This window comes from Rhizobium sp. Pop5 (genome assembly GCF_024721175.1).
Lineage (GTDB): Bacteria > Pseudomonadota > Alphaproteobacteria > Rhizobiales > Rhizobiaceae > Rhizobium.
On record NZ_CP099399.1, the window covers coordinates 737,641 to 759,626 of the forward strand.

The window sequence follows — 21,986 nt, forward strand, 5'->3', positions numbered from 1 at the left end:
AACTCACAGTGAACGTCAGATCCGCTCCAGCACTTCGATGAAGGCGTCGGCAAAACGCACCAGAGGCGCGGTCTCGTCATCGGGCGCCTGCATGCGAATTTCCGTGCCGTGGCCGTCGAGCAGCGCCAGCACGACACGCATCCTGTTGCCGTCATCGGGAATGCGCAGCACGGCGATGCGGCGGCAATCTTCGATCAGGCCGCCGGCGGGAAGATCGAACAGCAACTCGCCGCCGGAACGGTCGGCCGCCCTGCGCACCGCTTCGCAGAAGCCGGCATCGCCGCCGGCATAGCCTTCGAGCGAAAGTTCGAGCTCAAGCAACTCCAGCGGCAGCATCGGGTCGGACTGATCGATCCCGCCAAGCGCAGATGCCTGCGGCCTTGCTGCTATGTCGGGTAAAATCATCCGTCTCTCCTGTTCTCACCAAAGGAGATGAAACCGCGCCAGAATGACCTTTTTTTGACATATCAGCAAGGGCTTATGAAATGGACTGCGCCTTCGCCGTGGATTCCGCCCGATATGCTTCAGACAAGAGTTTCAATTTGGCCGAATCTTGCACTAAACAAGGTGATGGCGATTTGCGTGGTTGAGGACGCGGCGCTGACGAGCAACCGGTAAGTTTGATGGCCATCCGCTTCGACCGTCCCGTTTCCAGTGCCGCCCGCTCTTCGCGGCTGATTGGGGCGTTTTCGCTGGTACTGGCGCTGGCTGTGCTGATCGCCCATCGCTTCGGCGGACTCGCCACCCCCTATCTGGTGCTGCTGCTGATTGCCGCCGCCGGCTGTGCGCTTCTTGCCGCCCTCCTAGCCGCAATCGGGCTGCGCAGCCTCTGGATGACCGGGGCGGAAGGCGGATTGGCGGCGCTCGCGGCGCTGATCTACGCCGCCTTTCCGCTGGCGATCGGCGCGCTCGCCGCCGAGCGTTACCTCACGCTGCCTGATATCTACGACGTCTCCACCGATCCCGTCTCCGCGCCCGACTGGCTTTCCACCCCGAAATCAGACCAGATCTGGTTGAAGCGTAATCTTCAGGTGACGCCCGAGGATCGCGAAAAGCAGCTGGCGGCCTATCCCGAGCTGACCGGCCGGCGCTATGAGGGCGCGCTCGACCGCGTGCTGGAAGCGGTGCGCAAGGTCGCCAAGCAGAGCGGCTTCACGATCACGCGGAGCAGCGGCGATACCGAGCCGGGGCGCGATCCCGAGGACAAGCCGCTAAAGCCGCAGCCGGGCGACGATGCGGTGGCCGATGCGCCCGATATCATCCCGGTGCCGACGCCGCGCCCCTATGACGACGATGTCGCCAAGCTTATCCGCGGCGCCAATGGTGTGACGCTGCAGGGCACCAACCGCACGCTCATTCTCGGCCTGCGCTTCGATATTGTCATTCGCCTGCGCGAAGAGGCCGAAACCACCTTCGTCGATATCCGCGTCGCCTCGCGCTACGGCCAGCACGACCTCGGCTTCAGCGCGGCAATCGCCGATGACTACCTGAAGGCGCTGGATGCCGAACTGCTCGGGATCGCGGGTGGGTGAGCCACGGTGCCGCCGGAGGCGGCAGCAATCGATCCAGTGGATCGATTGCAGTGGCGAACGCCCTGAGCCCAAGCGAAGGGCCGGGATACGGTGCGGCAAATTCAACCCTCATCCGGTGCCGCCGGAGGCGGGCGGCAGGTTCAACCTGCTCCCACGGCACATCAGCACTCACCGCACCCCACGAGATTTCCGCATTTCGCCATCGCGCCACTGCTGCCATTGCTGTCTCAGCTTGCTCCTGGATATGCCTATGGATTCACCGAGAATCTCGACTTTGAGGATACGTTCGGTCCGGAAATGACGGAAGGCCTGTTTCGATTGGCACCACGCGATCAGGAGGCTGTGCGTATCGTCGTAGCCGAGAAGCACTGGACAGACGATGCGGCTGGTGACCGCTCCATCCGCCGCGCGATAGTCGAGTTCAAGCTTGCGGCCTTCCCTGATCGCCAGCCTGAGCGGACGCGTATCGACCGTGACATTGCCGCCGACCTCATCCGGTTTGATGCCGACCGCAGGCTGGGCAATATAGGGAAGCAGCTCCTGCGGCATGACCGACGTGATCTTGGCCATGACATCGCTGGCAGCATTGTGGATGGCCGGATCATTCAGCTTCGCCACCATTTGAACGCCGAGCACGACGGCCTCGATCTCCTCAGGCGTCAGCATGAGCGGCGGCATGTCGTATCGCGGATCGAGGACATAGCCGAACCCCGCTTCGCCTTCGATCGGAACACGCTGGGCAATCAGATGTGCGATGTCGCGATAGACGGTCCGCCGCGCGACCTCGAGTTCATCCGCCAGCTCGGACGAGGTCACTGGACGGCTCGACCGTCGAAGAATCTGGATGATCTGAAAAAGCCGGTCTGCTTTTCGCATATCTGCTGACTCCTGCTGCCACAACGCTGTCAGCACGGCTGTGTCAGAAAAGCAAGGAAGAGCTGGTCGCGCATCAAGGAGAAGATCATGAAATTCGCATCCACCCGCCTCATCGCCTCTGATATCAACAGCATGGTGGCTTTTTATGAGCTCGTGACGGACTGCCGCGCCGACTGGCTTGCGCCGGTCTTTGCCGAGATCGTCACATCAGGCGCGAGCCTCGCAATCGGCAGCGCGGAAACCGTGGCCCTGTTTAGCGAGGGCAGTGCGGAACCAAAGGCCAACCGGACGGCCATTCTCGAGTTCATGGTTTGGGATGTCGATGCGGAATTTGCGCGGCTCAAGGATCAGGTCACGGTCGTGCACGCACCCAAAGATTTGCCATGGGGCAATCGGACAGCGCAGTTTTCCGACCCCGAGGGGACACGAGTCGCCATCTATACGCCGGTAACCGACGCCGCCAGACGGCGTTTCGCCGGCCGTTGATCGGGAGCCTTTGTTTGAGAACGTTCCGCGCCCAGACGACCGGAGCCGAGAAAAGGCACGCTCACCCTTCCAACCTCAACCAGCCCGTATAGCGCACCACCAGCCCCGTCAGCCGTCCGCCGATCTCGACGTGGAAGTGGAAGCGCCCATCGCGCTCCTCTTCATAAGTATCGCCGCCGGGCGCTAAAAACAGCGGCAGGGGAATGCCGAAAAAGCGCCAGCCGCGCACGACAAGCCGCAGCCTGTCGCCCTCGGGCACCAGAGCCAGCAACACCCGGAAGGGGCCGAAAACCTCGACGAGCAGGTGCCGGTCGCGGGCCTTGCCCTCGGCCTGCCAGCTCTGGAAGCTCTTGTTCCCGAAGCTACGCGTCCAGACCTCTTTGTCGCCGTCGGTGGCAAAGCGCACCGTGACCGGCACATCCGCGGCGGCCGGGGGAAAGCCGAAGATGCGCGCGACGAGCCGAGCAAGCAGCCCGCCGCCGCGCTCGATCCGCGCCCGGCCGGTGGCGATGCGCGCGCCGCCGGCATGGATCGCGGCAAGGGCGGGCGGCAGCCGCTCCCAGGCGCTACCGAGGATGCGCTGGTAGAGCGGCAGGGCCTCTTCCTCACGGTCCAGCCGGATGCCCGAGGTGATCGAAAAACGCCGGAAGGCCGCCTCGAAATCCGCAAGCGACAATTCCCCGGCCGCCGGCCGGGCACCATTTTCCGGCCGCCTGCCTTCGAGCAGCCGGCGCACCAGCGCTTCAACCCCGATGACCGGAATGAACGGCCCGTCATCGCCTTCGGCAACCAGATGCCAGCCGCAGTTGAGCTTTCTTCCCTGGCGATCGAGGCCGCCCAAGCGGACGAACATGCCGCCGCGATGATCGCCGATGGCGAAGCGATGGCTGGCGGCCTGCACCAGCCGAGAAAAAGGCAGCAACGAGGGCAAAAGCCGCAAGCGCACCAGCCGGGCGGCGGCCGAAAGCAGCCGCTGCAGCGCCTGCGGCTCGGTGCCGACGCCGGTGAAGGTGGATTGCAGCCCGTTAAGGCGGCGCGGCAGCAGTGCAAGGTCGGGCGCATCCACCAGCAGGAAGATCCGGCTGGCGAGCGGCGCGGCACCCGGCGGTGCGATCGTCACCCGCATTTCGTCGATCAGCCCGTGCCCCTTGGCCTGTCGCCCCTCGCGCAGCACCGCCACCGGCTTGCCGGCATAGCTTGCGATCGCTCTGACGACATTGAGCCCGATCTTGACATGCGGCGAGGGGGCGATGCCGGCCGCCACGCTTTCGATGCGGGAGAAATGCGGCGCCATCGCCTCCAGCGCTGCGAAGGAGAGCGCCGGCAGGCTGCTGAGCCCGGAAAGAGCGAAAACGCCTTTTGCCTTGGCTTGCGCGTCGAGCTCACCAATGGAGGCGACGAAGCCGGTGCTGTCGGCGAGGTCGGCATAATCGATGTCGAGATCGATGCAGGCCTGCACCACCTTATAGGCATCCTGTCTGAAGGTCTGGAACGGCCCAGAGGCATCGACGACGAGATCGGGCCTGAGCCGCGTCAGCTGCTCCTCGAGATCGCCGTCCCGATCGAAGGCCACCGCCTGTAACCGCGCCCCGAGATCGTTGCCGCCCAGGCGCCCGGCGCCGCCCTTTGGCGATCTCATATCGGCCAGGAAATCGTCGGCCTTTTCGAGCGAGCGCCCGGCGATCAGCAGCCTGAGGCGCGGTTCCTCGCCGAGCAGCTGGGCCAGCCGGCCGCCGAAGGCGCCGTAGCCGCCGATGATCAGCAGGGAAAAGCTTTCGCCGCTCATGCGATGAAGCGGCTGCGCTGCTCTGGCGTCGGCACCATGCAGCTCTGCCGTCCGGCAATCTTCAGCCTGTTGCGGGCGATGAATTCATAAAGCGCATCGGCGGCGCGCCGCGGCAGCAGCCGGAAGATGTTCACCAGCGAATAGGGAAAGCCGAGCCCCGCCACCATGCGGATCGACCCGTCCGACTTGAAGAAGGCGCGGCCCTCGTCGATGAGGATATTGGTCTCATAGTCGCGTGCATCGAGCCCGTAATGCCGGTAGAGCGCTTCCCCAAGCGGCGTCTGCGCCGCCAGAAACCGGTATCGCCGCCGCCTGTCGTGCTTCAGCGCGAATTTCACCCAGCCGGAGCAGAAGACGCATTCGCCATCGAAGACGATTAGCGGCCGGTCATCGGCAAAATCGGGCACGGCGGCATCGCCGCGATAGCTGTAAGCGGCATTTCTCCCCACGCTCATCTCCCTGTTGCCGGCCGGTAGGTGGCGGCAAGCGAGGGCGGCCCATCCGCCGCGATTTCGCCGCGCTCCACCAGATCCTCGATATGGGCGAGCACCGAAAGCGCGGCCGCCCCATAGAGCTTCGGATCGGTATCGCGATAGATCGCCTTTACCATCTCGGCAATGTTGCTGTCGCCGGCCGCGACGCGTTCCAGCACCGCCTGCTCGCGCCCCAGCCGATGTGCCTTCAGCGCCAGCAGGAAACGGCCGGGCTCCGTCACCGGCCCGCCATGGCCGGGAAGCAGCAGCCTGTCGCCGCGCGCAATCAGCTTGTCGAGCGAAGCCATGTAATCGGCCATCGCCCCATCCGGCGGCGCCACGATCGAGGTCGACCAGGCCATGACGTGATCGCCGGAGAACAGGATCTCGCGGCCTTCAAGCGCGAAGGCGACGTGATTGGCCGCATGCCCCGGCGTCAGCACTGATGTCAGCGACCAGCCATCGCCCGAAATCGTCTGGCCGTCGCCGAGCGCGATATCAGGCACGAAATCCATATCCGAGCTTTCGGCAAAAGGATTGACCTCGCCGTCACGTAGCGGCCGCGCCGGCCGGTGCGGTCCTTGCCCCACCGTCACCGCCCCCGTCGCTGCCTTCAGCCGGCGGGAAAGCGGCGAGTGATCGCGATGGGTATGGCTGACGAAGATATGCGTCACCTCCCGCCCGCCGATGACAGCCATCAGCGCCTGAAAATGCGCCTCGTCCTCCGGCCCGGGATCGATGACCGCGACCGAGGAAGCGCCGACGATATAGCTGTTGGTGCCGTAAAAGGTGAAAGGCCCGGGATTTTCCGCCGTGATCCGCTCGATATCAGGAGCAACCGGCACAGCGCGCCCGTAGGCCGGCTCGAAAGCGAGGTCGAATGCGGGACTTTCCATGCGGGACGATGATCTCAGGTAGATAATATCGCCTCATGCTAGCACGCCGCCCGCCACTTCGCGCGCATAAATCTGCCGCAGGATGAACTTAGTCATTGTGACTGACAAAGAGCTTTGCTAATCAGGCGTCGATTTCCAGCAAGCGGTTCGCCGCTCAAGCTCTGGTGGGGCGTAGCCAAGCGGTAAGGCAGCGGTTTTTGGTACCGCCATCCCCTGGTTCGAATCCAGGCGCCCCAGCCATTTACCAGTAAATGCCAGCTATTGCGCCCTACCGCCCGTCTCGAACAGTCGGATGCCAGTCAACTCCGCAAGCTTCTCCACCAACGCATCCTGAAACCCAGCATCGTTCACCTCCGCCGCGGCCTCCCGCTGCTGCCGGTGATACCAATAGCCGCCGCTCACCCTCGCAGCTCCTTCATCACTCGTCGCAAGCCATGTCTGCGTAAGATGCCCCATCTCGAGATCGTCGGGCGCGCCGGCGCCGCCCATTTTGGTTGGCACCCAGCCGGGGTCCACCGCGTTGCTCAGAACGTCGGGCCAGCGGCGAGCTATGGCGGCGGCGAGGGTGGCGATGTAGAGTTTGCTTTCCGAATAGGCCTGGCTGGCGCTCCATGGCCGCTTCTTCCAGTCGATATCGTCGAGCGCGCTGGCGCCGCTGCGGTGCATGCCGCTCGAGAGATAGATCAGCCGCTCGGGGCGGGTGATCCAGGCGGTGAGGAGATAGGGAGCGAGCGTGTTGACGGCGAGCGTCCTGGCATGACCTTCCGGCGTCTCGCCGCGGCTGCGCTCGAGGTAGATGCCGGCATTGTGGATGACGGCGTCCATGCGGCCGATGGCGTTGACCTGCTCGGCGATCGAGCGGTTTGCCTCGGTGCTGGCGAGATCGCCGATGACGAGGCCGAGGGCGGCGGCGGAGGTCTCGGATACGGCGGCGGCGCGCTCGCGGGAGCGCGCATGCAGCACGACCTCGTGGCCTTCGCTGATCAGGGTGCGGGCGGCGGCGAGGCCGAGGCCATCGGTGGAACCGGTGATGAAGATGCGGCTCATAGTGTCTCCGTTGGCTGTTGATGGGGTTGGGGGGAGTCAAGCAGGTTTTGGTTGGTGGCTCAATGCGGCTCCGACTTCGCCCCGACGCGCCTCACACACTCTCGCGTCGCCGCTCCGCCCCCGCCGCAATCGTCTGCACCAGTTCGTCTACCTCCCGCGCCAGCCGCTCCAGCGGCAAGCCCACGAAGCGTCCCTCCAGGCTGATGCTGACCACCCCATGCACCGCGCCGAACAGCGTGCGCGCCCGGATGGCCCGATCCTCCGCCGGCATGTCGGGCTGCAGTTCGGCGAGCGGTTCGGCGATCACGTCCATCAGGAAGAGGTGCTCGTCGAGGTGCCATTGCGGCGTTGGGCTCGATTCCGGCGGGAAGTGGTCGAACAGCGCCTTCCAGAGATTGCGGTGTTCGACGGCAAAGCTCAGATAGCCCTGGGCGAGGTTGCGCAGGCGATCGGTCGGGCTCTTCTCCTTGGCTTCGGCAAGCGTCAGCCGCGCTTCCAGCGCCTTCAGCGTTCCCGAATTGACATGGATGACGAGCTCGGCAAGGTCCGAGAAGACGGTGTAGAGGCCGCCCAGCGCGCAGCCGGCATCCTGGGTGATGTCGCGAGCTCTGAGATTCGAAAGCCCGTCTCTGGCGATCCGCTCGCGCGCCGCCTCGATCAGCCGCGCCTTCAGGTCCTCGCGTTTTTCTTCTCGTCTGCCGGCCATTAACCATTCCACTTCGATTCTTTGAACGTCGTTCAAAAATTATCTTGAACGACGTTCATGATTCTGGCATAACTCATTTCGTGAACAACGTTCATAGACGGGAGCAAGGAAATGTTCAAACTGATTTCCATTTTATTGCGGGGCAGGGCGCATGATGCCGAACAGGCCTTTGCCGATCGCAACGCCGTGCCGCTGCTCGCCCAGCAGATCCGCGATGCTGCTCAATCGATCCAGTCGGCCCGCCGCAGCGTCGCGGTCGCCATCGCCCAGAACGAGCAGGAGAAAGGCCAGCACGCGACGATCGTCGCCCGCATCGCCGATCTCGAGGTCCGCGCCACCGCAGCCCTTTCCATGAGCAACGAGGCGCTGGCCCGCGAAGCGGCCGAGGCGATCGCTTTTCTCGAAGCCGAGCGCGACGCGTCCGAGAAGGCACAGGCCCAGTTTGCAAGCGCAATCGACAAGCTGAAGGCGATCGTGCGTGCCTCGGAAGCACGGCTGCAGGAGTTGCAGCGCGGCGAGCGGCTGGCGCGCGCCACCGAACAGGCGCAGAAGCTCGATGTGGCGGTCTCCGGCCCCGGTTTCGCCACGCTCGACGATGCCGAGGAGACGCTCGCCCGCCTTCGTCTGCGCCAGAGCCAGAACGAGCTGACGGCCGCCGCGCTGAAGGACATGGAAGGCGCCACGCGCCCGGCCGGCATCATTGAAAAGCTTGCCAATGCCGGCTTCGGCCCGCCGCTGCACACGTCAGCCGATGATGTGCTCGCACGTCTGAAGAGCCGGGTCAGCCCGGCCACTTGAACTTAACCATCACCATCATTCCATCGAACCTCAAGGGATTACCGATATGAACGACAGTTTCCAGAAACATTCCGCCAGCTGGGTCAGCTTCTCCTATATCTCCTTCGGCGCCGCCGCCTTCATGCTGGCGCTCGGCCTCTATATGATGCCGCTCGATTTGTGGGGGAAAGGCTATCTCGCCATGGGCATCCTTATGCTGGTGCAGACCACGGTGAACATCACCAAGACGCTGCGCGACAATGCCGAATCCGAGAAGTTGATCCGCAAGGTCGAGGATGCCCGCACCGAGAAGCTGCTGGTCAAGTTCAATCGTAACGGTGAAGATTGATCTTCCTTAACCACATCGCAGAGTTGTTGTCGCACTCAACTTTTGCGTAACAACTCTGTGGCCTTCTCTGCCAATCGAAAGAGGGTCCCGCCGTGCAACACAATCTGATGACCTCAAGGAAATTCGCGCCGCTGTTCTGGACACAGTTCCTGACCGCCTTCAACGACAATTTCCTCAAGAATACGCTCGTATTCCTCATCCTCTTCAAGATGTCGGCGAGCGAGGGGGCAGCCCTGGTGACGCTTGCCGGCGTCATCCTCATCGTGCCCTTCCTGCTGCTCTCGGCGCTTGGCGGCGAAATCGCCGACAAGCACGACAAGGCTGAGGTGGCCGAGCTCTTGAAACGCTGCGAGATCGGCATTGCCGCGCTTGCCGTTGTCGGCCTCGGCTTCTCCTCCATTTTTGTGCTGATGGCGGCACTCTTCGGCTTTGGCGTCATCTCGGCGCTGTTCGGGCCGATCAAATACGGCATCCTGCCCGATCATCTCGAACGCCGCGACCTGCCGAAGGCCAATGCCTGGATCGAAGGCGGCACCTTCATCGCCATTCTCGGCGGCACGATCATCGCAGCGCTCGCCTTTTCCAGCGGCGACAATGTGCTGCTCTTCGGCTCGATGATGATGGGGCTCTCGGTGCTTTGCTGGGTCTCCGCCCGCATGATCCCGGCGACCGGCTCCAAGGCGCCGGATCTTCAGATCGACCGCAATGTCATCCGCTCCAGCTACACCCTCGTCATGGAAATCCGCGAGGACAAGCGGCTGTGGCGTTCGGCGCTGATGAATTGCTGGTTCTGGCTGGTCGGCGCCTTCATTCTCTCCATCCTGCCGACCATGGTGACCGAGCTGCTCGGCGGTTCCGAGCTGGTCGTGCCGGCCTATCTCACGGTCTTTGCCGTCGCTGTCGCCGTCGGCTCGGGCATCGCCGCCTGGATGTCCTCCGGCCGCATCGTGCTGCTGCCCGCGCCCATCGGCACGGCGCTGCTCGGCCTTTTCAGCCTCGATCTCGCCTGGAACCTCTGGGGCCTGCACTCGACCTCCCACGCGACGACCATTCTCGATTTCTTCGCCGGCCAGAATACCATTCGCGTCGCCATCGATCTCGCCGGCATGGCGATCTCGGGCGCCTTCATCGCCGTGCCGACTTTCGCCGGCCTGCAGAGCTGGGCGCATGAGGATCGCCGCGCCCGCGTCATCGGTGCCGCCAACGTGCTCTCGGCGCTGTTCATCACCGTCGGCCTTGGCCTCGTCGCCGTCATCCAGGCGCTTGGCGCCTCCATTCCTCAGATCCTGATCGGTCTCGGCATCGTCAATTTCGCCGTCGCCTGGCTGATGCTGAAGACGCTGCCGACCAATGCTTTCCGCGATTTCATCTCCATCCTGTTCCGCGCCTTCATGCGCCTCGAGGTCGAGGGGCTGGAGAATATCAAGAAGGCCGGCCGAGCGCCGATCATTGCGCTCAACCATGTCAGCCTGCTCGACGGCGCGCTCGCGCTCGCCATCACCGAGGAAGAGCCGGTCTTCGCCGTCGATTACAAGATCGCCCAGGCCTGGTGGGTGCGCCCCTTCCTGAAAATGTGCAAGTTCCTGCCGCTCGACCCCACAAAGCCGATGGCGACGCGCTCGCTGATCAAGGTGGTGCAGGAAGGTAGTCCCATCGGCATCTTCCCCGAAGGTCGCCTGACGGTCACCGGCACGCTGATGAAGGTCTATGACGGCGCCGCCATGGTCGCCGACAAGACGGGCTCGATGGTCGTGCCTGTGAAGATCGACGGGCTGGAGAAGAGCTATCTCTCCTATCTCGACAACGGCAAGATCCGCCGCCGGCTGTTCCCGAAGGTCAAGGTCACCATTCTCGAGCCGGTGAAGCTCGAAGTGCCGCCGGAACTGAAAGGCCGCAAGCGCCGCACGGCGGCGGGTGCCGCTCTTTACCAGGTGATGTCGAACCTCTTGTTCCAGACCGCCGATACCTCCTCGACCGTTTTGGACCGCGTCATCCGGGCGGGCCACGAATTCGGGATGAAAAAGCTCGCTGTCGAAGATCCGGTCACCGGCCGGCTGACCTATGGCAAGCTGCTCACCGGTGCTGCCGTGCTCGGCGCGAAGTTCGGCACCCGTTTCCCGGAACAGAACCTCGGCGTCATGCTGCCGAATGCCAATGGCGCCGCCGCCACCATCCTCGGCGTCATGACGGCGGGCAAGGTGCCGGCCATGCTGAACTTCACATCCGGTGCCGCCAACATTCTCTCCGCCTGCAAGGCAGCCGAGGTGAAACACGTGCTGACCTCGCGCGCCTTCGTCACCCAGGCCAAGCTCGGCCCCGTCGTCGAGGAGCTGGAAAAGCAGGTGAAGATCGTCTGGCTCGATGATCTCAGAGCCGAAATCTCATTCAAGGACAAGCTCCTCGGGCTGCTGAGAAAAGCGCGCCCGCTCGCCAAACGCCGGCCGGACGATCCGGCGGTGATTCTCTTCACCTCCGGTTCCGAGGGCACGCCGAAGGGCGTGGTGCTGACCCACCGCAATATCCTGTCAAACGCCGCCCAGGCCGCCGCCCGCATCGATTTCCATAGCGGCGACAAGGTGTTCAACATCCTGCCGGTCTTCCATTCCTTCGGGCTGACCGCCGGCACCGTGCTGCCGCTGGTCTCGGGCGTGCCGGTCTATTTCTATCCTTCGCCGCTGCATTACCGCATCGTGCCGGAACTGATCTATGTCTCCAACGCCACGATCATCTTCGGCACCGATACCTTCCTCAATGGCTATGCCAGAACGGCGCATCCTTACGATTTCCGCTCGATCCGCTACATCTTCTCGGGTGCTGAGCCGGTGAAGGCCTCGACCCGCCAGACCTATATGGAAAAATTCGGCCTGCGCATTCTCGAAGGCTACGGCGTCACCGAGACGGCGCCGGTGATTTCGATCAACACCCCGATGTACAACAAGTCGGGCACGGTCGGCAAAATCCTGCCGGGCATGGACTGGAAGCTCGAGCCGATGCCCGGCATTGACGAGGGCGGAAGGCTGCATGTGCGCGGGGCCAACGTCATGGCCGGCTACCTCCGCGCTGAAAAACCCGGCGTGCTCGAGCCGCTTTCCGATGGCTGGCACGACACCGGCGACATCGTCACCATCGATGAGGACGGCTTCGTCAAGATCCGCGGCCGCGCCAAGCGCTTCGCCAAGATCGGCGGCGAAATGGTGTCGCTGGCGGCAATCGAGGCCTTGGCCGCCGAGCTCTGGGCGGGCGCGCTCTCGGTCGTCTCCTCGCTCCCCGACCCCAAGAAGGGCGAGCGGCTGGTGCTGCTCACCGATGCGCCGAATGCAACCCGCGCCGAGTTCCTGGCCTTCGCCAAATCGAAGGGTGCGATGGACATGATGGTGCCGGCCGAGGTCAATATCGGCAAGGTCCCGGTGCTAGGTTCGGGCAAGGTCGATTTCGTCGCGGCGCGCAAGTTGGCGGAAGGCACGGCGCAGGCGGAGCAGGCGGCCTGAGGGGCGTCATCCGGCTGCCAGGCCGAATGTCCAAATGGCCTGCACCGATTGACTGCTAAAACAAAACAGGCGGCACCTGGGCCGCCTGTTTCCATGTCTTGGAGATATTCATCTCTTACTTCTGTTCGGGCGCCAGGAACTCAGCGCAATAGGAAGGGCCGTTCACACCAGGAATGTCGGCGACGGTGCGGATGTCGCGGATCGTGTAGTCTGAGCTGGTGGTGATTTCGGTCTGGCAGCGCAGATAGGCGGTGCGAGCGGCGGAAATCTGCTTGCCGCGCTTGCCGTCGGCGCCTTCGGCATATTTTGCGGGAATGCGCACGGTCTTGTAGCCGCCGCGCCAAGTATAGATGGTGGAGGCGCCTTCTTCGCGGTCGCTGATCGGCGGGCCGAAGGCCGCAAAGAAGACACCGGCCGACTTGCCGACCCAGCGGGCCTCGATCGGATTACCGGCGGAAGGAATGGTGGTGCATCCGGCAAGCGCAATTGCAAGCCCGGCCGCGGTCATGGTGCGGAGTTTCATCGTGTCGTCCCTGATCTCAAGCGCATTGGCTGCGAAGCCGCCCTCACGGCGGTTTCGCCTGTCCCGTCGAGCCCTTTAGCGCGGAACCCTGCAAAAGAAAATTGCCCCTTTCACACTTAAGTTCGATTTGCTCCGAGTGTGTCTTTTTGCTGCCGCAGCTGTCGCCTGGGGCCTGTCACCTCTCTGTCAAAAATTCCGCCGGATTTTTGGAATTAGGTGCTTGTGCAACCAGATAGGCTGTTCTATAGAAGCGCCGCTGGTCACGGAGTGTAGCGCAGTCTGGTAGCGCACCACGTTCGGGACGTGGGGGTCGAGTGTTCGAATCACTCCACTCCGACCAGCTAGAAACCCCGCTTCGGCGGGGTTTTTCGTTTTCGCCGATATTGCTGCTGGACGCGAGCGAATGCCCCTGTCGGCACCGTCTCGGTGCGAAAACGTACGGGAACGTATCCGCTCGACTATGGTTCGTGGTACAAGATCGCGCAGATGAGCCCATGTCAGCCAGGCCCAACCCACTTCCTTCCCATGTCTGCGCGATCTTCCCGATATGGTCGATGTGTGCCCGACGTCGCGAGGCCGCGGACAGGTCGGCGCGTTTCTCGCCCGCCGGAGGGGAGCGGGCGTGTTTTAAATTTTAGATATTCCTAACGAACAAATCGGCGGCTTGCTGGTTTCCTCTCAAGGAGGAAATGCCATGAAGACCATGAACAATCGCCAGGTTCGCATTCCCGGTCCGCGAGAGCACGATGTTGCGGAACATTGCCGCAAGTTCGGCATCAGTCCGGCCGAGGAAAAGAATCTGAAGAAACTGCTTGGCCATCGGGCGCCGCTTCATGAAATCCAGGCAAATGCTCCGCCGCGGCAGCCGAGGTGGCGTTAGACTGAGAAGGCGTCTGTGGGAGCTTCCGGCTGCGTTTGGCTTTTTTTGCCGCCGGATCGTGCGGCAGGTCTCGTCTCCTGTGCTGCTGCTAGCTCCCCCAGGATGCCGCGCGGCCTGTGACGTCTCATGGAGGCGCGTGGGCGCAGCCGCGGAACGCGCATCAGTGCCGCAGTTGCCGCGACAGCATGAGAATGTAGTCGTCGGCGATATCGGCAACAACCATCGCCGCTTCCGCAGGCGAATATCCCTTGCTGACAGCGTCGCTGACGAGGTTCATGACGGCCGCTTCGAGCGCTTCCCGACAGTTGGAGAGAGTTTCGGCATGCGGGCATTTTGCACGAAATTGCAATACGTTATTCATGGCATACCCTCCGTTTTATATCGCTGAGCCATGCAAAGAAGCGTCGAGCTATGGTCCGGGAGCGCCGCTCCTGGGGGCCAGAGTGATGTTGTAAGGCTACGATGGCACAGGATGGGCTGTATTCAAGCGGATGCTGATATTAAGGTAAGCCAGTAGGGTTAATTCGCCCGTAGATTGTGCTTTGGCATTCAACAGAGGCTGTCAGGCAATAGTGCAGCCTCTGTTTGTCTGTCATTTTCCTGGACAGAGGCGTGGTCTTTCTGCTCCGAGTCTGGACACTCCAGCCTCCCGCAGGCCGCCCGGTATTAACGCCTGAACCCGTTGGAAAGCCCGCTTTCGCGGGCTTTCATTTCAAAACAGCGCCGTGTCAAGTCGCCGCAAACGGCACGGCGACGAAAGTCTTGTTGCCGTTGCGTTCGATCAGCAACAGCACCGATTTGCGGCCGGCCTTGCCGGCATCGGCAATAGCGGTCTTGACGTCGCGGGTGTTGTGGACCGGCTTATCGTTCACCGAGACGATGACGTCGCCGGACTGAATGCCGGCGGCAGCGGCCGACTTCTCCGGGTTGACGCTGGCGACCACCGCGCCGCTGGCGCTGTGCGGCAGGTCGAGCTGCTGGCGAACGTCGGGCGTCAGATCGGCAAGGCCGATACCAAGGCTCGGCTGGCCGCTGCTCTGGCCCTGGCTGTCGGAGCTTTCGGCCGCTGCCTGTTTCTGGCTGTTCTCATTGCCGCCGACGGTGACGTCGAGATCCATCGTCTTGCCGTCGCGCCAGACGCTGAGAGTTTCCTTGGCGCCCGGCGAAAGGTCGGCCACCAGGCGCGACAGGTCTTTCGGTGTCTTGACCGTTTGGCTGCCGACGGCGGTGACGATATCGCCCGGCTTCAGGCCGGCATGCGCTGCCGCTGTATCGGCGGTGACGGCGGCAACCAGCGCGCCGCCTGTTTTGGCGAGGCCGACGGCATCGGCGACGTCCTTTGTCACTGGCTGGATCTGCACACCGAGATAGCCGTGATCGATCGAGCCGTCCTTCTGCAGCTTGGCGACAATCGACTTGGCCTCGTCGGAGGGAATGGCGAAGCCAACGCCGACGCTTCCGCCGTTCGGTGAATAGATGGCGGTGTTGATGCCGACGACATTGCCCTCGCGGTCGACCAGTGGTCCGCCCGAGTTGCCATGGTTGATCGGCGCGTCGATCTGGATGAAATCGTCATAGGGGCCACTGTGAAGGTCGCGGCCGCGGGCCGAGACGATGCCTGCCGTCACCGTGGTGCCGATGCCGAAGGGATTGCCGATCGCAAGAATCTGGTCGCCGAGCTTCAGCTTGTCGGAATCGCCCCAGGCAATGGTTTGAAGCGGCCGCGGCGCCGCGATCTTCAACACGGCGACATCGGATTTCGGGTCGGCGCCGATGAGCTTGGCCGGAAGCTCGGTGCCGTCGTCGAGCGTCACTTTGATGTCGACGGCATTGTCGATGACATGGTTGTTGGTGACGATCACGCCATCGGGGCTGATGATGAAGCCGGAGCCGAGCGCCATCGCGTGCTGTGAGCCTCGCTGTTGCGGCGCCGGGTGCGGCAGCGGGATGCCCTGACCTTCGAAGAATTGACGGAACTGCTCGTCCATCGGGGATTCCTGCTGGTCGATACTGACGTCGGTTGCCTTCACGGTCGTGGTGATGGTCACGACTGCGGGCTTGTCGGCGTCGACGATCGAAGCGAAGGAGCCGCTGGAGGCCAGAATGCCGCCCGTATTGGCGGATGCCGCAAAGGCGTCAGACAAGTTGACGGTAAAGGGCAGACATGCCGCGCCGGCGATGATGGCCGCCCCGACAAGGGCTGCGGCGCGATGGTTACGGAGAATATGTGACATGGTGATGGTCCCTTGCGAGAGCGTTGGCTTTTGATGGCGTCGTGGCTCCATGTCATGGGCCTGGCGTCGGATGGCGTATATCGGCGCCTATTCCTCTGTTCAGAATGCAGTGTCGTCGAAGTGCTATGGCGACGGGAGGAAATAGAAGAATTCGCGCTGAGAATTCATATGATCTCGTCCAGCGGATTTACAAATTAAATATTGATCATGTTTATATTGCTGATTTGTAAGACATTACTAGAATTTAATCTTTATTTGCGATGATTTTGCCTTATTCCAGCGCTGGGGAAATCTCAGACGCGGTTCCGGCTCGCATCGTATTCCCCTGACGATTTCATCCGGAAATAAACGGACCTCATCCCGCCGACGGTGATCCGACGCCCGCAGGCGCTCGTAATTTGCCGGCAGACGACCTCGCTGCCCTTTCTTGAAAGTTGCGTTTAGAGATCTTGTTGCGAAATATAAAATGTTAGTAGACTCTAAATTATTTATTCTTCAGAAAGTGAAAACCGCGAATCGAGGACGGGCGAGTCTCGCGGCGGCATACGAGGGATGATGAGGAAGTCAGTAGAGCCGGGCCGTGTGGCCAGGCGCGGGGCGCATGTGAAGCTGAGCGATGTGGCGAAGAAGGTGGGCGTCAGCTCCATCACCATTTCCCGCGCGCTTCGCAATCCTGAAATCGTTTCGGAGGATCTGCGCGAGATCATCCTGCGTACGGTTGAGGAGATGGGTTATATTCCCAATCTCGCCGCCAGGGCGCTCGCCGGCCGCCACAACGGCATCGTCGGCGTCATCACGCCCGCTTTGCATCAATATGGCTTCGCCGGCCTGATGCTTGGTATCGAGGATCGCTTCCGCGACACCGAGTTCACCGTGCAATATTCCAGTACGCTGCACCATCCAGAGGGGGAGGCCGGCCTGCTGAAATCCTTCCTGACGCAGAAGCCCGCCGGCGTCGTCATCGCCGGCGCCGAATCCTATCGTGATCTTCTGCCGCTGATGGGGGGTGCCTCCTGTCCCATCGCGCATATCACCGATCTCAGCCAGGAGCCGCAAACGCTGGTGGTCGGCCTCGATCATTATGCGGCAGGCGCCGAACCCACCCGCTTCCTGTTGTCGAAGGGCTATAAGAGGATCGGTTTCATCGGCCGCGGTGCCGATGTCCGCTCGCGCCGCCGCATTGAGGGTTATGAGGCTACGATGCGGGAAGCCGGACGTTTCGACCAAGATCTCATCATTGGCGGGGATGCGCCAAGCCGCATTGGCCTCGGCAGGGAGCTGTTCTCCCGCCTGTTGGAGAGCGTGCCGGATGTCGATGCCGTCTTTGCCCAGAGCGATGAATTGGCGCTCGGCGTTCTCATCGAATGCAAGGCGCGCGGCATCCGCGTGCCGGAAGATTTCGGCATCTGCGGCTTCAACGATCTGGAATTTTCTTCCTTCATCCAGCCGACGCTGACGACCGTGCATATTCCGCGCTATGATATCGGTTATCGGGTCGCCGACATGCTGCTGCGCGCCATCGGCGACGAGCCGCTCAAGGAAGGCAAGATCGATTGCGGCTTTTCCATCATCCCGCGCGGCTCGACACGTTAAGGTCGGCTCGACTTCGTCCCGGCCACAGATGCCGCACTGGAAATGGGCACCATTGTACGGAAATACCGGGTTTATCGGCGGGAAGACGCCATCCATCGGCGGAACTTGCTGTCCAGGCAATATATCGAGAGGTAGGCGAGGAATTTTACTGACAGCAGGCTGTTGATCAAACGGTGGAGAAGTTCAGTGAAAACCATGAGACTTTTTCTTGGCCTTGTCGCTGTTCTCGGCGTCACCTTCACTGGAAACCAGGTTGATGCCGACGAAGTGGTTCACTTCGAAAGCGCGCCGGTAAAGCTAAGCCCATTTCGCATACGCAAGGCCAGCGAACAGGGGGAAATTCTCCCTCAACCGCAGGGCGCGCCGTTACTCGGATATTTGACTCGACCCGAAGGTAGTGGTCCGTTCGCGGCGATCGTCGTCATGCATGGTTGCGAGGGCATGCGTTTGAGCATCAAAGACCTTTGGCCGAAACGGCTGATGTCATGGGGCTATGTCGTGCTGGTTGTCGATAGCTTCACCACCCGCAACATCCAGGATACGTGTCAAAGCCAGCTCCCCAATCGCGTCTTCGACGCCTATGGCGCTTTGAATTTCTTATCGAAACAAAGCTTTGTCGATGCTCAGCGCGTCGCCCTGATGGGCTTTTCAGTGGGCGGCACCGCGACGCTGGAGGGAACAAAAGTCGAAGGCAACGAACAGCTTATGGACCACAAATTCAAGGCAGCGGTTGCCTATTATCCGGCCTGTGCAGGAAATCAGGGCGATGCGACAGTGCCGATCCTGATTTTGAGTGGCGATCGAGACAATTGGAGCCCGGCTGATCCATGCAAGAAGAGGCTTGCCAATCTTAGTGACAATAGCCCGCCGATCGAGCTCGATATCTACAAGGGTGTTTACCACGATTTTGATGCCCCGGAGTTCAAGGTGGGACGGCAGGTGTTCGGACATATAGAAAAATACAATCCAGATGCTGCAGAAAAGTCCATCCGCAGCGTTCACACTTTCCTTCGAAAGTACCTCTCGAACTAATGTATGCGCGACGAGGCCAAAGCCGAAACCTCGAAGGACGGGCGTTGAGCACCCACCGTGGTACCCGTTACCGGAGTGTATACATCGTTTTATCAATAGGTTACGGGTTGCCTGGGCGCCGGACTATAATGCGAAGTCATTAGGTTACTTGAAATGTGTCCAGACCTATTTAACTCGGCTCAGACAGCCCGGCTTAACACGTTTTGGCGATATTGACTCCGACCTGCATCCTGCCAATCTGCACCAATACGTTGGAACCAAGGGGAGGTTCTTGTCTTGGATGCAGCATACCCTGGGCGTGAAGCAAGCGTTCACGATATTCTGGAACTGGCATCGCATTACCGAACCGCTGCGATTTTGCTTGGAAAATGCTCGCCTCGGGGCAAATCGCTATCGCACACTCCGCGCCGGTTTCTGGCTCTCCACTCGATCGAACTCCATCTGAATGCGTTTCTGCTCGCCAAAGGGCATGAATCCAATAAGATTCGCGGCCTTCATCACGACATTGGCGAGCGATCGCGATGGGCTAGGGATGCCGGCTTAGTCTTCCGAAAGCGAACGGAGGCACACTTGGCGACGCTCAAAAGGGAATATGTCGTGACAAGATCCGATCCGGCCGCCACGCTGTCGCAGGTAAACCGAGTGATGGCAACGCTCGAACAGTTGTCGCAGAAGGTGAGGAAGGTCATCGACCCGGATAAGCCGACCAGCAAGAAAACTGCCGATTCAAAGCTATAAGCATCGGCAATTCGTGCGATTAACCCTTGATGGAGCCGGGCGTCTCCAACTTCATGGTCACCCGTCCACCAGGCGTGCCGGAGGCGGACGAGGGCAGGTCGATCTCACGACCTGCCCTCAAATCTCTCATCAAATATCGCTTGCCGCGCTCGACCAGAGTTCGGCCGCTTCCGATGCCGTCATGCGGCGCACTTCCGCCTCGTGGCGGCGGTTGGCGAACAGTTCGCTTGCCATGATCTGCTCGGCGAGATCGGCCGGAAGCGACAGGATCACGCGGGCATCGCTGCCGTGCAGACCGCTGACATCGGCACGCTTGCCGGTCACCATCCCGCCGGCGATCGTGTTGTTCGTCTCCGGATCGATCAGGATGAACGAGCCGGTGGCGCGGTTCTGTTCGTAGGGATCGAAGATCGCGGCTTCGTCGAAGACGAGACGCACCTTCCCGATGGCATTCATGTAGAGCCGCTGGGCGGAATTCCACGTGCCGGTCTTGAGCTCGAGCTGGCTGACGGGCTCCACCTGAACGCGCTGGCGGCGCGAACCGCTCTTCAGCCAGTAGCGCTTGCCGGCTTCGATGCCTTCCGGCTGCAGGGCGACGACCTGCGCGTCGAAGGCGATCCCCGTCTGCGGCTGGCTGTCGATCGAGACGATCATATCGCCGCGCGCCACGTCGACCTGACGGTCGAGCACAAGGGTGATCGCATCGCCAGCGACGGCGGCATTGCGCACCAGGTCGAAGGTAACGATTTTCGCGACATTGGCGACCATGCCGGACGGCAGGATCATGACACTGTCGCCTGGTTTGACCGAGCCGCCGGCAACCGTGCCCTGATAGCCGCGGAAGCTTTCGCCGGGGCGCGAGACGCGCTGGACGGAGAGGCGGAAGCCTGTGGTCTGGCCGGAGCGCACGGTTGCGTGCTCCAGCGTTTCGACCAGCGTCGGGCCATTGTACCAAGGCATTGCAGCCTGGCCGGAATAGACGACGTTTTCGCCCTTCAGCGCCGACATCGGGATCGCGGTGATCTGCTTGACGCCGAGCGAGAGCGCAAATTCCTTGAATTCGTGGGTAATCTTGTCGAAGCCGGCACGGTCGTAATTCGTCAGGTCGATCTTGTTGACGGCGAGCACGAACTGCTTGATGCCGAGGAGCGAAGCGATCGTCGCATGACGGCGTGTCTGCTCGAGGATGCCGGCGCGGGCATCGACCAGCAATACGGCGAGATCGGCGGTCGAAGCGCCGGTTGCCATGTTGCGGGTGTACTGCTCATGGCCGGGTGTGTCGGCGACGATGAAGGAGCGCTTGTCGGTCGAGAAATAGCGATAGGCGACATCGATGGTGATGCCCTGTTCGCGCTCGGCCTGCAGGCCATCGAGTAGCAGCGCGAAATCGGGCAGGCCGAGATCGTTCTGCTTGCCGGTGGAATCGCGGCGAAGCGTTGCCGCCTGATCTTCCTTGACTGCCTTGGTATCCCAAAGCAGGCGGCCGATGAGGGTGGACTTGCCGTCATCGACGCTGCCGCAGGTGATGAGGCGCAACGGGCGCGAGTCGCGCTGGGCCTTGAGCGGCTCGGCGGCGGGCACGGCGACGACGTTTGCGGGAATTGCTGCGGTCATCTCAGAAATATCCTTCACGCTTCTTCTTTTCCATGGAGCCGGACTGGTCGCGGTCGATGGCGCGGCCCTGGCGCTCGGAAACCGTGGCGATTTCCAGCTCCGCGATGATCTCTTCAAGGGTAGTGGCGGTTGAGCGGATCGCGCCCGTCAGCGGGAAACAGCCGAGCGTGCGGAAGCGGATGAAATCTTCCTGCTTTGCTTCGCCGGGCAGCAGCTCGAGGCGCGGATCGGAGGCCGCGATCATCATGCCGTCGCGCTCGACATAGGGGCGCTTGGCCGCGAAATAGAGCGGCACGATCGGGATCTCTTCGGCCTGGATGTAGCGCCAGATATCGACTTCGGTCCAGTTCGACAGCGGGAAGACGCGCACGCTTTCGCCCTTGCGGATCTGGCCGTTATAGACGTTCCAGAGCTCGGGGCGCTGGTTGCGCGGATCCCAGCGATGGTCGGGCGTGCGGAAAGAATAGATGCGTTCCTTGGCGCGGGAGGCTTCCTCGTCGCGCCGCGCGCCGCCGAAGGCTGCGTCGTACTGGCCGGCATCGAGCGCATTGCGCAGCGCTTCGGTCTTCATGATGTCGGTGTAGCGGGCGGAGCCATAGGTGAACGGCGTGATGTTTTCGGCCGCACCGCGCGGATTGATGTGCTCGATCAGGTCGAGATCGTACTTCTTCACGATCTCGTCGCGGAAGGTGATCATTTCCGCGAATTTCCAGCCCGTGTTGACGTGCAGCAGCGGGAAGGGCACGCGGCCGGGATAGAAGGCCTTGCGGGCGAGATGCAGCAGCACGGAGGAATCCTTGCCGATCGAGTAGAGCATCACGGGACGCTCGAATTCGGCGGCAACTTCGCGGAAGATGTGGATCGCTTCGTTTTCCAGCGCTTTCAGATGCGGGTCGAGTGGCGGCTTGGCGCTCTGCGGATTGGTCAGTTCCGTATCCTGACGGGTATCGGGCATT

General features: G+C 62.0%; 21 protein-coding genes and 2 tRNA genes. 11 read left to right on the top strand and 12 right to left on the bottom strand.

Features of this window, described 5'->3' with window-relative positions; all coding sequences use genetic code 11:
• Nucleotides 1-15: 15 nt before the first annotated feature.
• Nucleotides 16-405, bottom strand: a complete 390-nt coding sequence (locus NE852_RS05740) for a hypothetical protein (RefSeq protein ID WP_008529147.1) — start codon at nt 403-405, stop codon at nt 16-18.
• Between the two features lie 218 nt (nt 406-623).
• Between NE852_RS05740 and NE852_RS05745 the strand changes: the two genes are divergently transcribed.
• On the top strand, nt 624-1,532 hold the full coding sequence (locus NE852_RS05745; protein ID WP_258156279.1) for a DUF1499 domain-containing protein: 909 nt from the start codon (nt 624-626) through the stop codon (nt 1,530-1,532).
• Between the two features lie 168 nt (nt 1,533-1,700).
• On the opposite strand, the gene NE852_RS05750 is transcribed toward NE852_RS05745, so the two are convergent.
• Nucleotides 1,701-2,408 carry a YafY family protein gene (locus NE852_RS05750; RefSeq protein ID WP_008529142.1) on the bottom strand — a complete coding sequence of 236 codons (708 nt, stop codon included), beginning with the start codon at nt 2,406-2,408 and terminating at the stop codon, nt 1,701-1,703.
• 87 nt (nt 2,409-2,495) lie between these two features.
• Here NE852_RS05750 and NE852_RS05755 point away from each other — a divergent pair, with 87 nt between their 5' ends.
• Complete coding sequence (locus tag NE852_RS05755; protein WP_008529141.1) at nt 2,496-2,894, top strand: VOC family protein; 399 nt, start codon at nt 2,496-2,498, stop codon at nt 2,892-2,894.
• A gap of 61 nt (nt 2,895-2,955) precedes the next feature.
• On the opposite strand, the gene NE852_RS05760 is transcribed toward NE852_RS05755, so the two are convergent.
• From NE852_RS05760 to NE852_RS05770, 3 genes are read right to left on the bottom strand one after another with little or no spacing between them, the layout of a single operon-like run.
• A complete protein-coding gene (locus NE852_RS05760; protein ID WP_258156280.1) occupies nt 2,956-4,680 on the bottom strand; it encodes an SDR family oxidoreductase in 1,725 nt (574 codons plus the stop codon).
• Nucleotides 4,677-5,135 carry a thiol-disulfide oxidoreductase DCC family protein gene (locus NE852_RS05765; RefSeq protein WP_008529139.1) on the bottom strand — a complete coding sequence of 153 codons (459 nt, stop codon included), beginning with the start codon at nt 5,133-5,135 and terminating at the stop codon, nt 4,677-4,679. Before NE852_RS05765 ends, NE852_RS05760 begins: the two co-directional genes overlap by 4 nt.
• Complete coding sequence (locus tag NE852_RS05770; RefSeq protein ID WP_008529138.1) at nt 5,132-6,049, bottom strand: MBL fold metallo-hydrolase; 918 nt, start codon at nt 6,047-6,049, stop codon at nt 5,132-5,134. Before NE852_RS05770 ends, NE852_RS05765 begins: the two co-directional genes overlap by 4 nt.
• Nucleotides 6,050-6,214: 165 nt before the next feature.
• Between NE852_RS05770 and NE852_RS05775 the strand changes: the two genes are divergently transcribed.
• A tRNA-Gln gene (locus tag NE852_RS05775) sits at nt 6,215-6,289 on the top strand.
• 18 nt (nt 6,290-6,307) lie between these two features.
• On the opposite strand, the gene NE852_RS05780 is transcribed toward NE852_RS05775, so the two are convergent.
• Both NE852_RS05780 and NE852_RS05785 read right to left on the bottom strand, forming a co-directional pair.
• A complete protein-coding gene (locus tag NE852_RS05780) occupies nt 6,308-7,096 on the bottom strand; it encodes an SDR family NAD(P)-dependent oxidoreductase (protein WP_258156281.1) in 789 nt (262 codons plus the stop codon).
• A gap of 91 nt (nt 7,097-7,187) precedes the next feature.
• Nucleotides 7,188-7,802 (bottom strand): TetR/AcrR family transcriptional regulator, encoded by a 615-nt coding sequence (locus NE852_RS05785; protein ID WP_008529125.1) that lies wholly within the window; start codon nt 7,800-7,802, stop codon nt 7,188-7,190.
• A 111-nt stretch (nt 7,803-7,913) separates the two neighbouring features.
• Between NE852_RS05785 and NE852_RS05790 the strand changes: the two genes are divergently transcribed.
• From NE852_RS05790 to NE852_RS05800, 3 genes are all read left to right on the top strand, one after another.
• Nucleotides 7,914-8,600, top strand: a complete 687-nt coding sequence (locus NE852_RS05790) for a PspA/IM30 family protein (protein WP_258156283.1) — start codon at nt 7,914-7,916, stop codon at nt 8,598-8,600.
• Nucleotides 8,601-8,646: 46 nt separating this feature from the next.
• A complete protein-coding gene (locus NE852_RS05795) occupies nt 8,647-8,928 on the top strand; it encodes a YiaA/YiaB family inner membrane protein (RefSeq protein ID WP_008529123.1) in 282 nt (93 codons plus the stop codon).
• 92 nt (nt 8,929-9,020) lie between these two features.
• The gene (locus NE852_RS05800; protein WP_258156284.1) at nt 9,021-12,416 is read left to right on the top strand and encodes an acyl-[ACP]--phospholipid O-acyltransferase; all 3,396 of its coding nucleotides are present in this window, start codon (nt 9,021-9,023) and stop codon (nt 12,414-12,416) included.
• A 115-nt stretch (nt 12,417-12,531) separates the two neighbouring features.
• On the opposite strand, the gene NE852_RS05805 is transcribed toward NE852_RS05800, so the two are convergent.
• Nucleotides 12,532-12,939 carry a hypothetical protein gene (locus tag NE852_RS05805; RefSeq protein ID WP_008529117.1) on the bottom strand — a complete coding sequence of 136 codons (408 nt, stop codon included), beginning with the start codon at nt 12,937-12,939 and terminating at the stop codon, nt 12,532-12,534.
• Between the two features lie 263 nt (nt 12,940-13,202).
• On the opposite strand from NE852_RS05805, the gene NE852_RS05810 reads away from it, so the two are divergent.
• Nucleotides 13,203-13,279: transfer RNA gene (locus tag NE852_RS05810), tRNA-Pro, on the top strand.
• Nucleotides 13,280-13,633: 354 nt separating this feature from the next.
• A complete protein-coding gene (locus NE852_RS05815) occupies nt 13,634-13,819 on the top strand; it encodes a hypothetical protein (protein ID WP_008529116.1) in 186 nt (61 codons plus the stop codon).
• 160 nt (nt 13,820-13,979) lie between these two features.
• Here the strand turns inward: NE852_RS05815 and NE852_RS05820 are convergent, their stop codons facing one another.
• Nucleotides 13,980-14,180 carry a hypothetical protein gene (locus NE852_RS05820; RefSeq protein ID WP_008529115.1) on the bottom strand — a complete coding sequence of 67 codons (201 nt, stop codon included), beginning with the start codon at nt 14,178-14,180 and terminating at the stop codon, nt 13,980-13,982.
• A gap of 367 nt (nt 14,181-14,547) precedes the next feature.
• On the bottom strand, nt 14,548-16,053 hold the full coding sequence (locus tag NE852_RS05825; RefSeq protein ID WP_258156285.1) for a DegQ family serine endoprotease: 1,506 nt from the start codon (nt 16,051-16,053) through the stop codon (nt 14,548-14,550).
• A 555-nt stretch (nt 16,054-16,608) separates the two neighbouring features.
• On the opposite strand from NE852_RS05825, the gene NE852_RS05830 reads away from it, so the two are divergent.
• From NE852_RS05830 to NE852_RS05840, 3 genes are all read left to right on the top strand, one after another.
• Complete coding sequence (locus NE852_RS05830) at nt 16,609-17,646, top strand: LacI family DNA-binding transcriptional regulator (RefSeq protein WP_037172190.1); 1,038 nt, start codon at nt 16,609-16,611, stop codon at nt 17,644-17,646.
• 186 nt (nt 17,647-17,832) lie between these two features.
• Nucleotides 17,833-18,678: a dienelactone hydrolase family protein gene (locus tag NE852_RS05835; RefSeq protein ID WP_258156286.1), complete on the top strand. Its 846-nt coding sequence runs from the start codon at nt 17,833-17,835 to the stop codon at nt 18,676-18,678.
• Between the two features lie 276 nt (nt 18,679-18,954).
• Nucleotides 18,955-19,416, top strand: coding sequence for a hypothetical protein (locus tag NE852_RS05840; protein WP_052034557.1), 462 nt, complete (start codon nt 18,955-18,957; stop codon nt 19,414-19,416).
• Nucleotides 19,417-19,545: 129 nt separating this feature from the next.
• Here NE852_RS05840 and cysN read toward each other — a convergent pair whose 3' ends face one another.
• Both cysN and cysD read right to left on the bottom strand, forming a co-directional pair.
• The gene (cysN, locus tag NE852_RS05845) at nt 19,546-21,030 is read right to left on the bottom strand and encodes a sulfate adenylyltransferase subunit CysN (RefSeq protein ID WP_037172187.1); all 1,485 of its coding nucleotides are present in this window, start codon (nt 21,028-21,030) and stop codon (nt 19,546-19,548) included.
• A gap of 1 nt (nt 21,031) precedes the next feature.
• Entirely contained in the window at nt 21,032-21,985 is a 954-nt protein-coding gene (gene cysD, locus NE852_RS05850) for a sulfate adenylyltransferase subunit CysD (RefSeq protein ID WP_008529098.1), read from the bottom strand.
• Nucleotide 21,986 lies beyond the last annotated feature (1 nt).

Bases quoted from the DNA above. Each gene is read 5' to 3' on its own strand.
- NE852_RS05740 (WP_008529147.1), bottom strand. From the start codon at position 405: ATGATTTTACCCGACATAGCAGCAAGGCCGCAGGCATCTGCGCTTGGC.
- NE852_RS05745 (WP_258156279.1), top strand. From the start codon at position 624: ATGGCCATCCGCTTCGACCGTCCCGTTTCCAGTGCCGCCCGCTCTTCG.
- NE852_RS05750 (WP_008529142.1), bottom strand. From the start codon at position 2,408: ATGCGAAAAGCAGACCGGCTTTTTCAGATCATCCAGATTCTTCGACGG.
- NE852_RS05755 (WP_008529141.1), top strand. From the start codon at position 2,496: ATGAAATTCGCATCCACCCGCCTCATCGCCTCTGATATCAACAGCATG.
- NE852_RS05760 (WP_258156280.1), bottom strand. From the start codon at position 4,680: ATGAGCGGCGAAAGCTTTTCCCTGCTGATCATCGGCGGCTACGGCGCC.
- NE852_RS05765 (WP_008529139.1), bottom strand. From the start codon at position 5,135: ATGAGCGTGGGGAGAAATGCCGCTTACAGCTATCGCGGCGATGCCGCC.
- NE852_RS05770 (WP_008529138.1), bottom strand. From the start codon at position 6,049: ATGGAAAGTCCCGCATTCGACCTCGCTTTCGAGCCGGCCTACGGGCGC.
- NE852_RS05780 (WP_258156281.1), bottom strand. From the start codon at position 7,096: ATGAGCCGCATCTTCATCACCGGTTCCACCGATGGCCTCGGCCTCGCC.
- NE852_RS05785 (WP_008529125.1), bottom strand. From the start codon at position 7,802: ATGGCCGGCAGACGAGAAGAAAAACGCGAGGACCTGAAGGCGCGGCTG.
- NE852_RS05790 (WP_258156283.1), top strand. From the start codon at position 7,914: ATGTTCAAACTGATTTCCATTTTATTGCGGGGCAGGGCGCATGATGCC.
- NE852_RS05795 (WP_008529123.1), top strand. From the start codon at position 8,647: ATGAACGACAGTTTCCAGAAACATTCCGCCAGCTGGGTCAGCTTCTCC.
- NE852_RS05805 (WP_008529117.1), bottom strand. From the start codon at position 12,939: ATGAAACTCCGCACCATGACCGCGGCCGGGCTTGCAATTGCGCTTGCC.
- NE852_RS05815 (WP_008529116.1), top strand. From the start codon at position 13,634: ATGAAGACCATGAACAATCGCCAGGTTCGCATTCCCGGTCCGCGAGAG.
- NE852_RS05820 (WP_008529115.1), bottom strand. From the start codon at position 14,180: ATGAATAACGTATTGCAATTTCGTGCAAAATGCCCGCATGCCGAAACT.
- NE852_RS05825 (WP_258156285.1), bottom strand. From the start codon at position 16,053: ATGTCACATATTCTCCGTAACCATCGCGCCGCAGCCCTTGTCGGGGCG.
- NE852_RS05830 (WP_037172190.1), top strand. From the start codon at position 16,609: ATGAGGAAGTCAGTAGAGCCGGGCCGTGTGGCCAGGCGCGGGGCGCAT.
- cysN (WP_037172187.1), bottom strand. From the start codon at position 21,030: ATGACCGCAGCAATTCCCGCAAACGTCGTCGCCGTGCCCGCCGCCGAG.
- cysD (WP_008529098.1), bottom strand. From the start codon at position 21,985: ATGCCCGATACCCGTCAGGATACGGAACTGACCAATCCGCAGAGCGCC.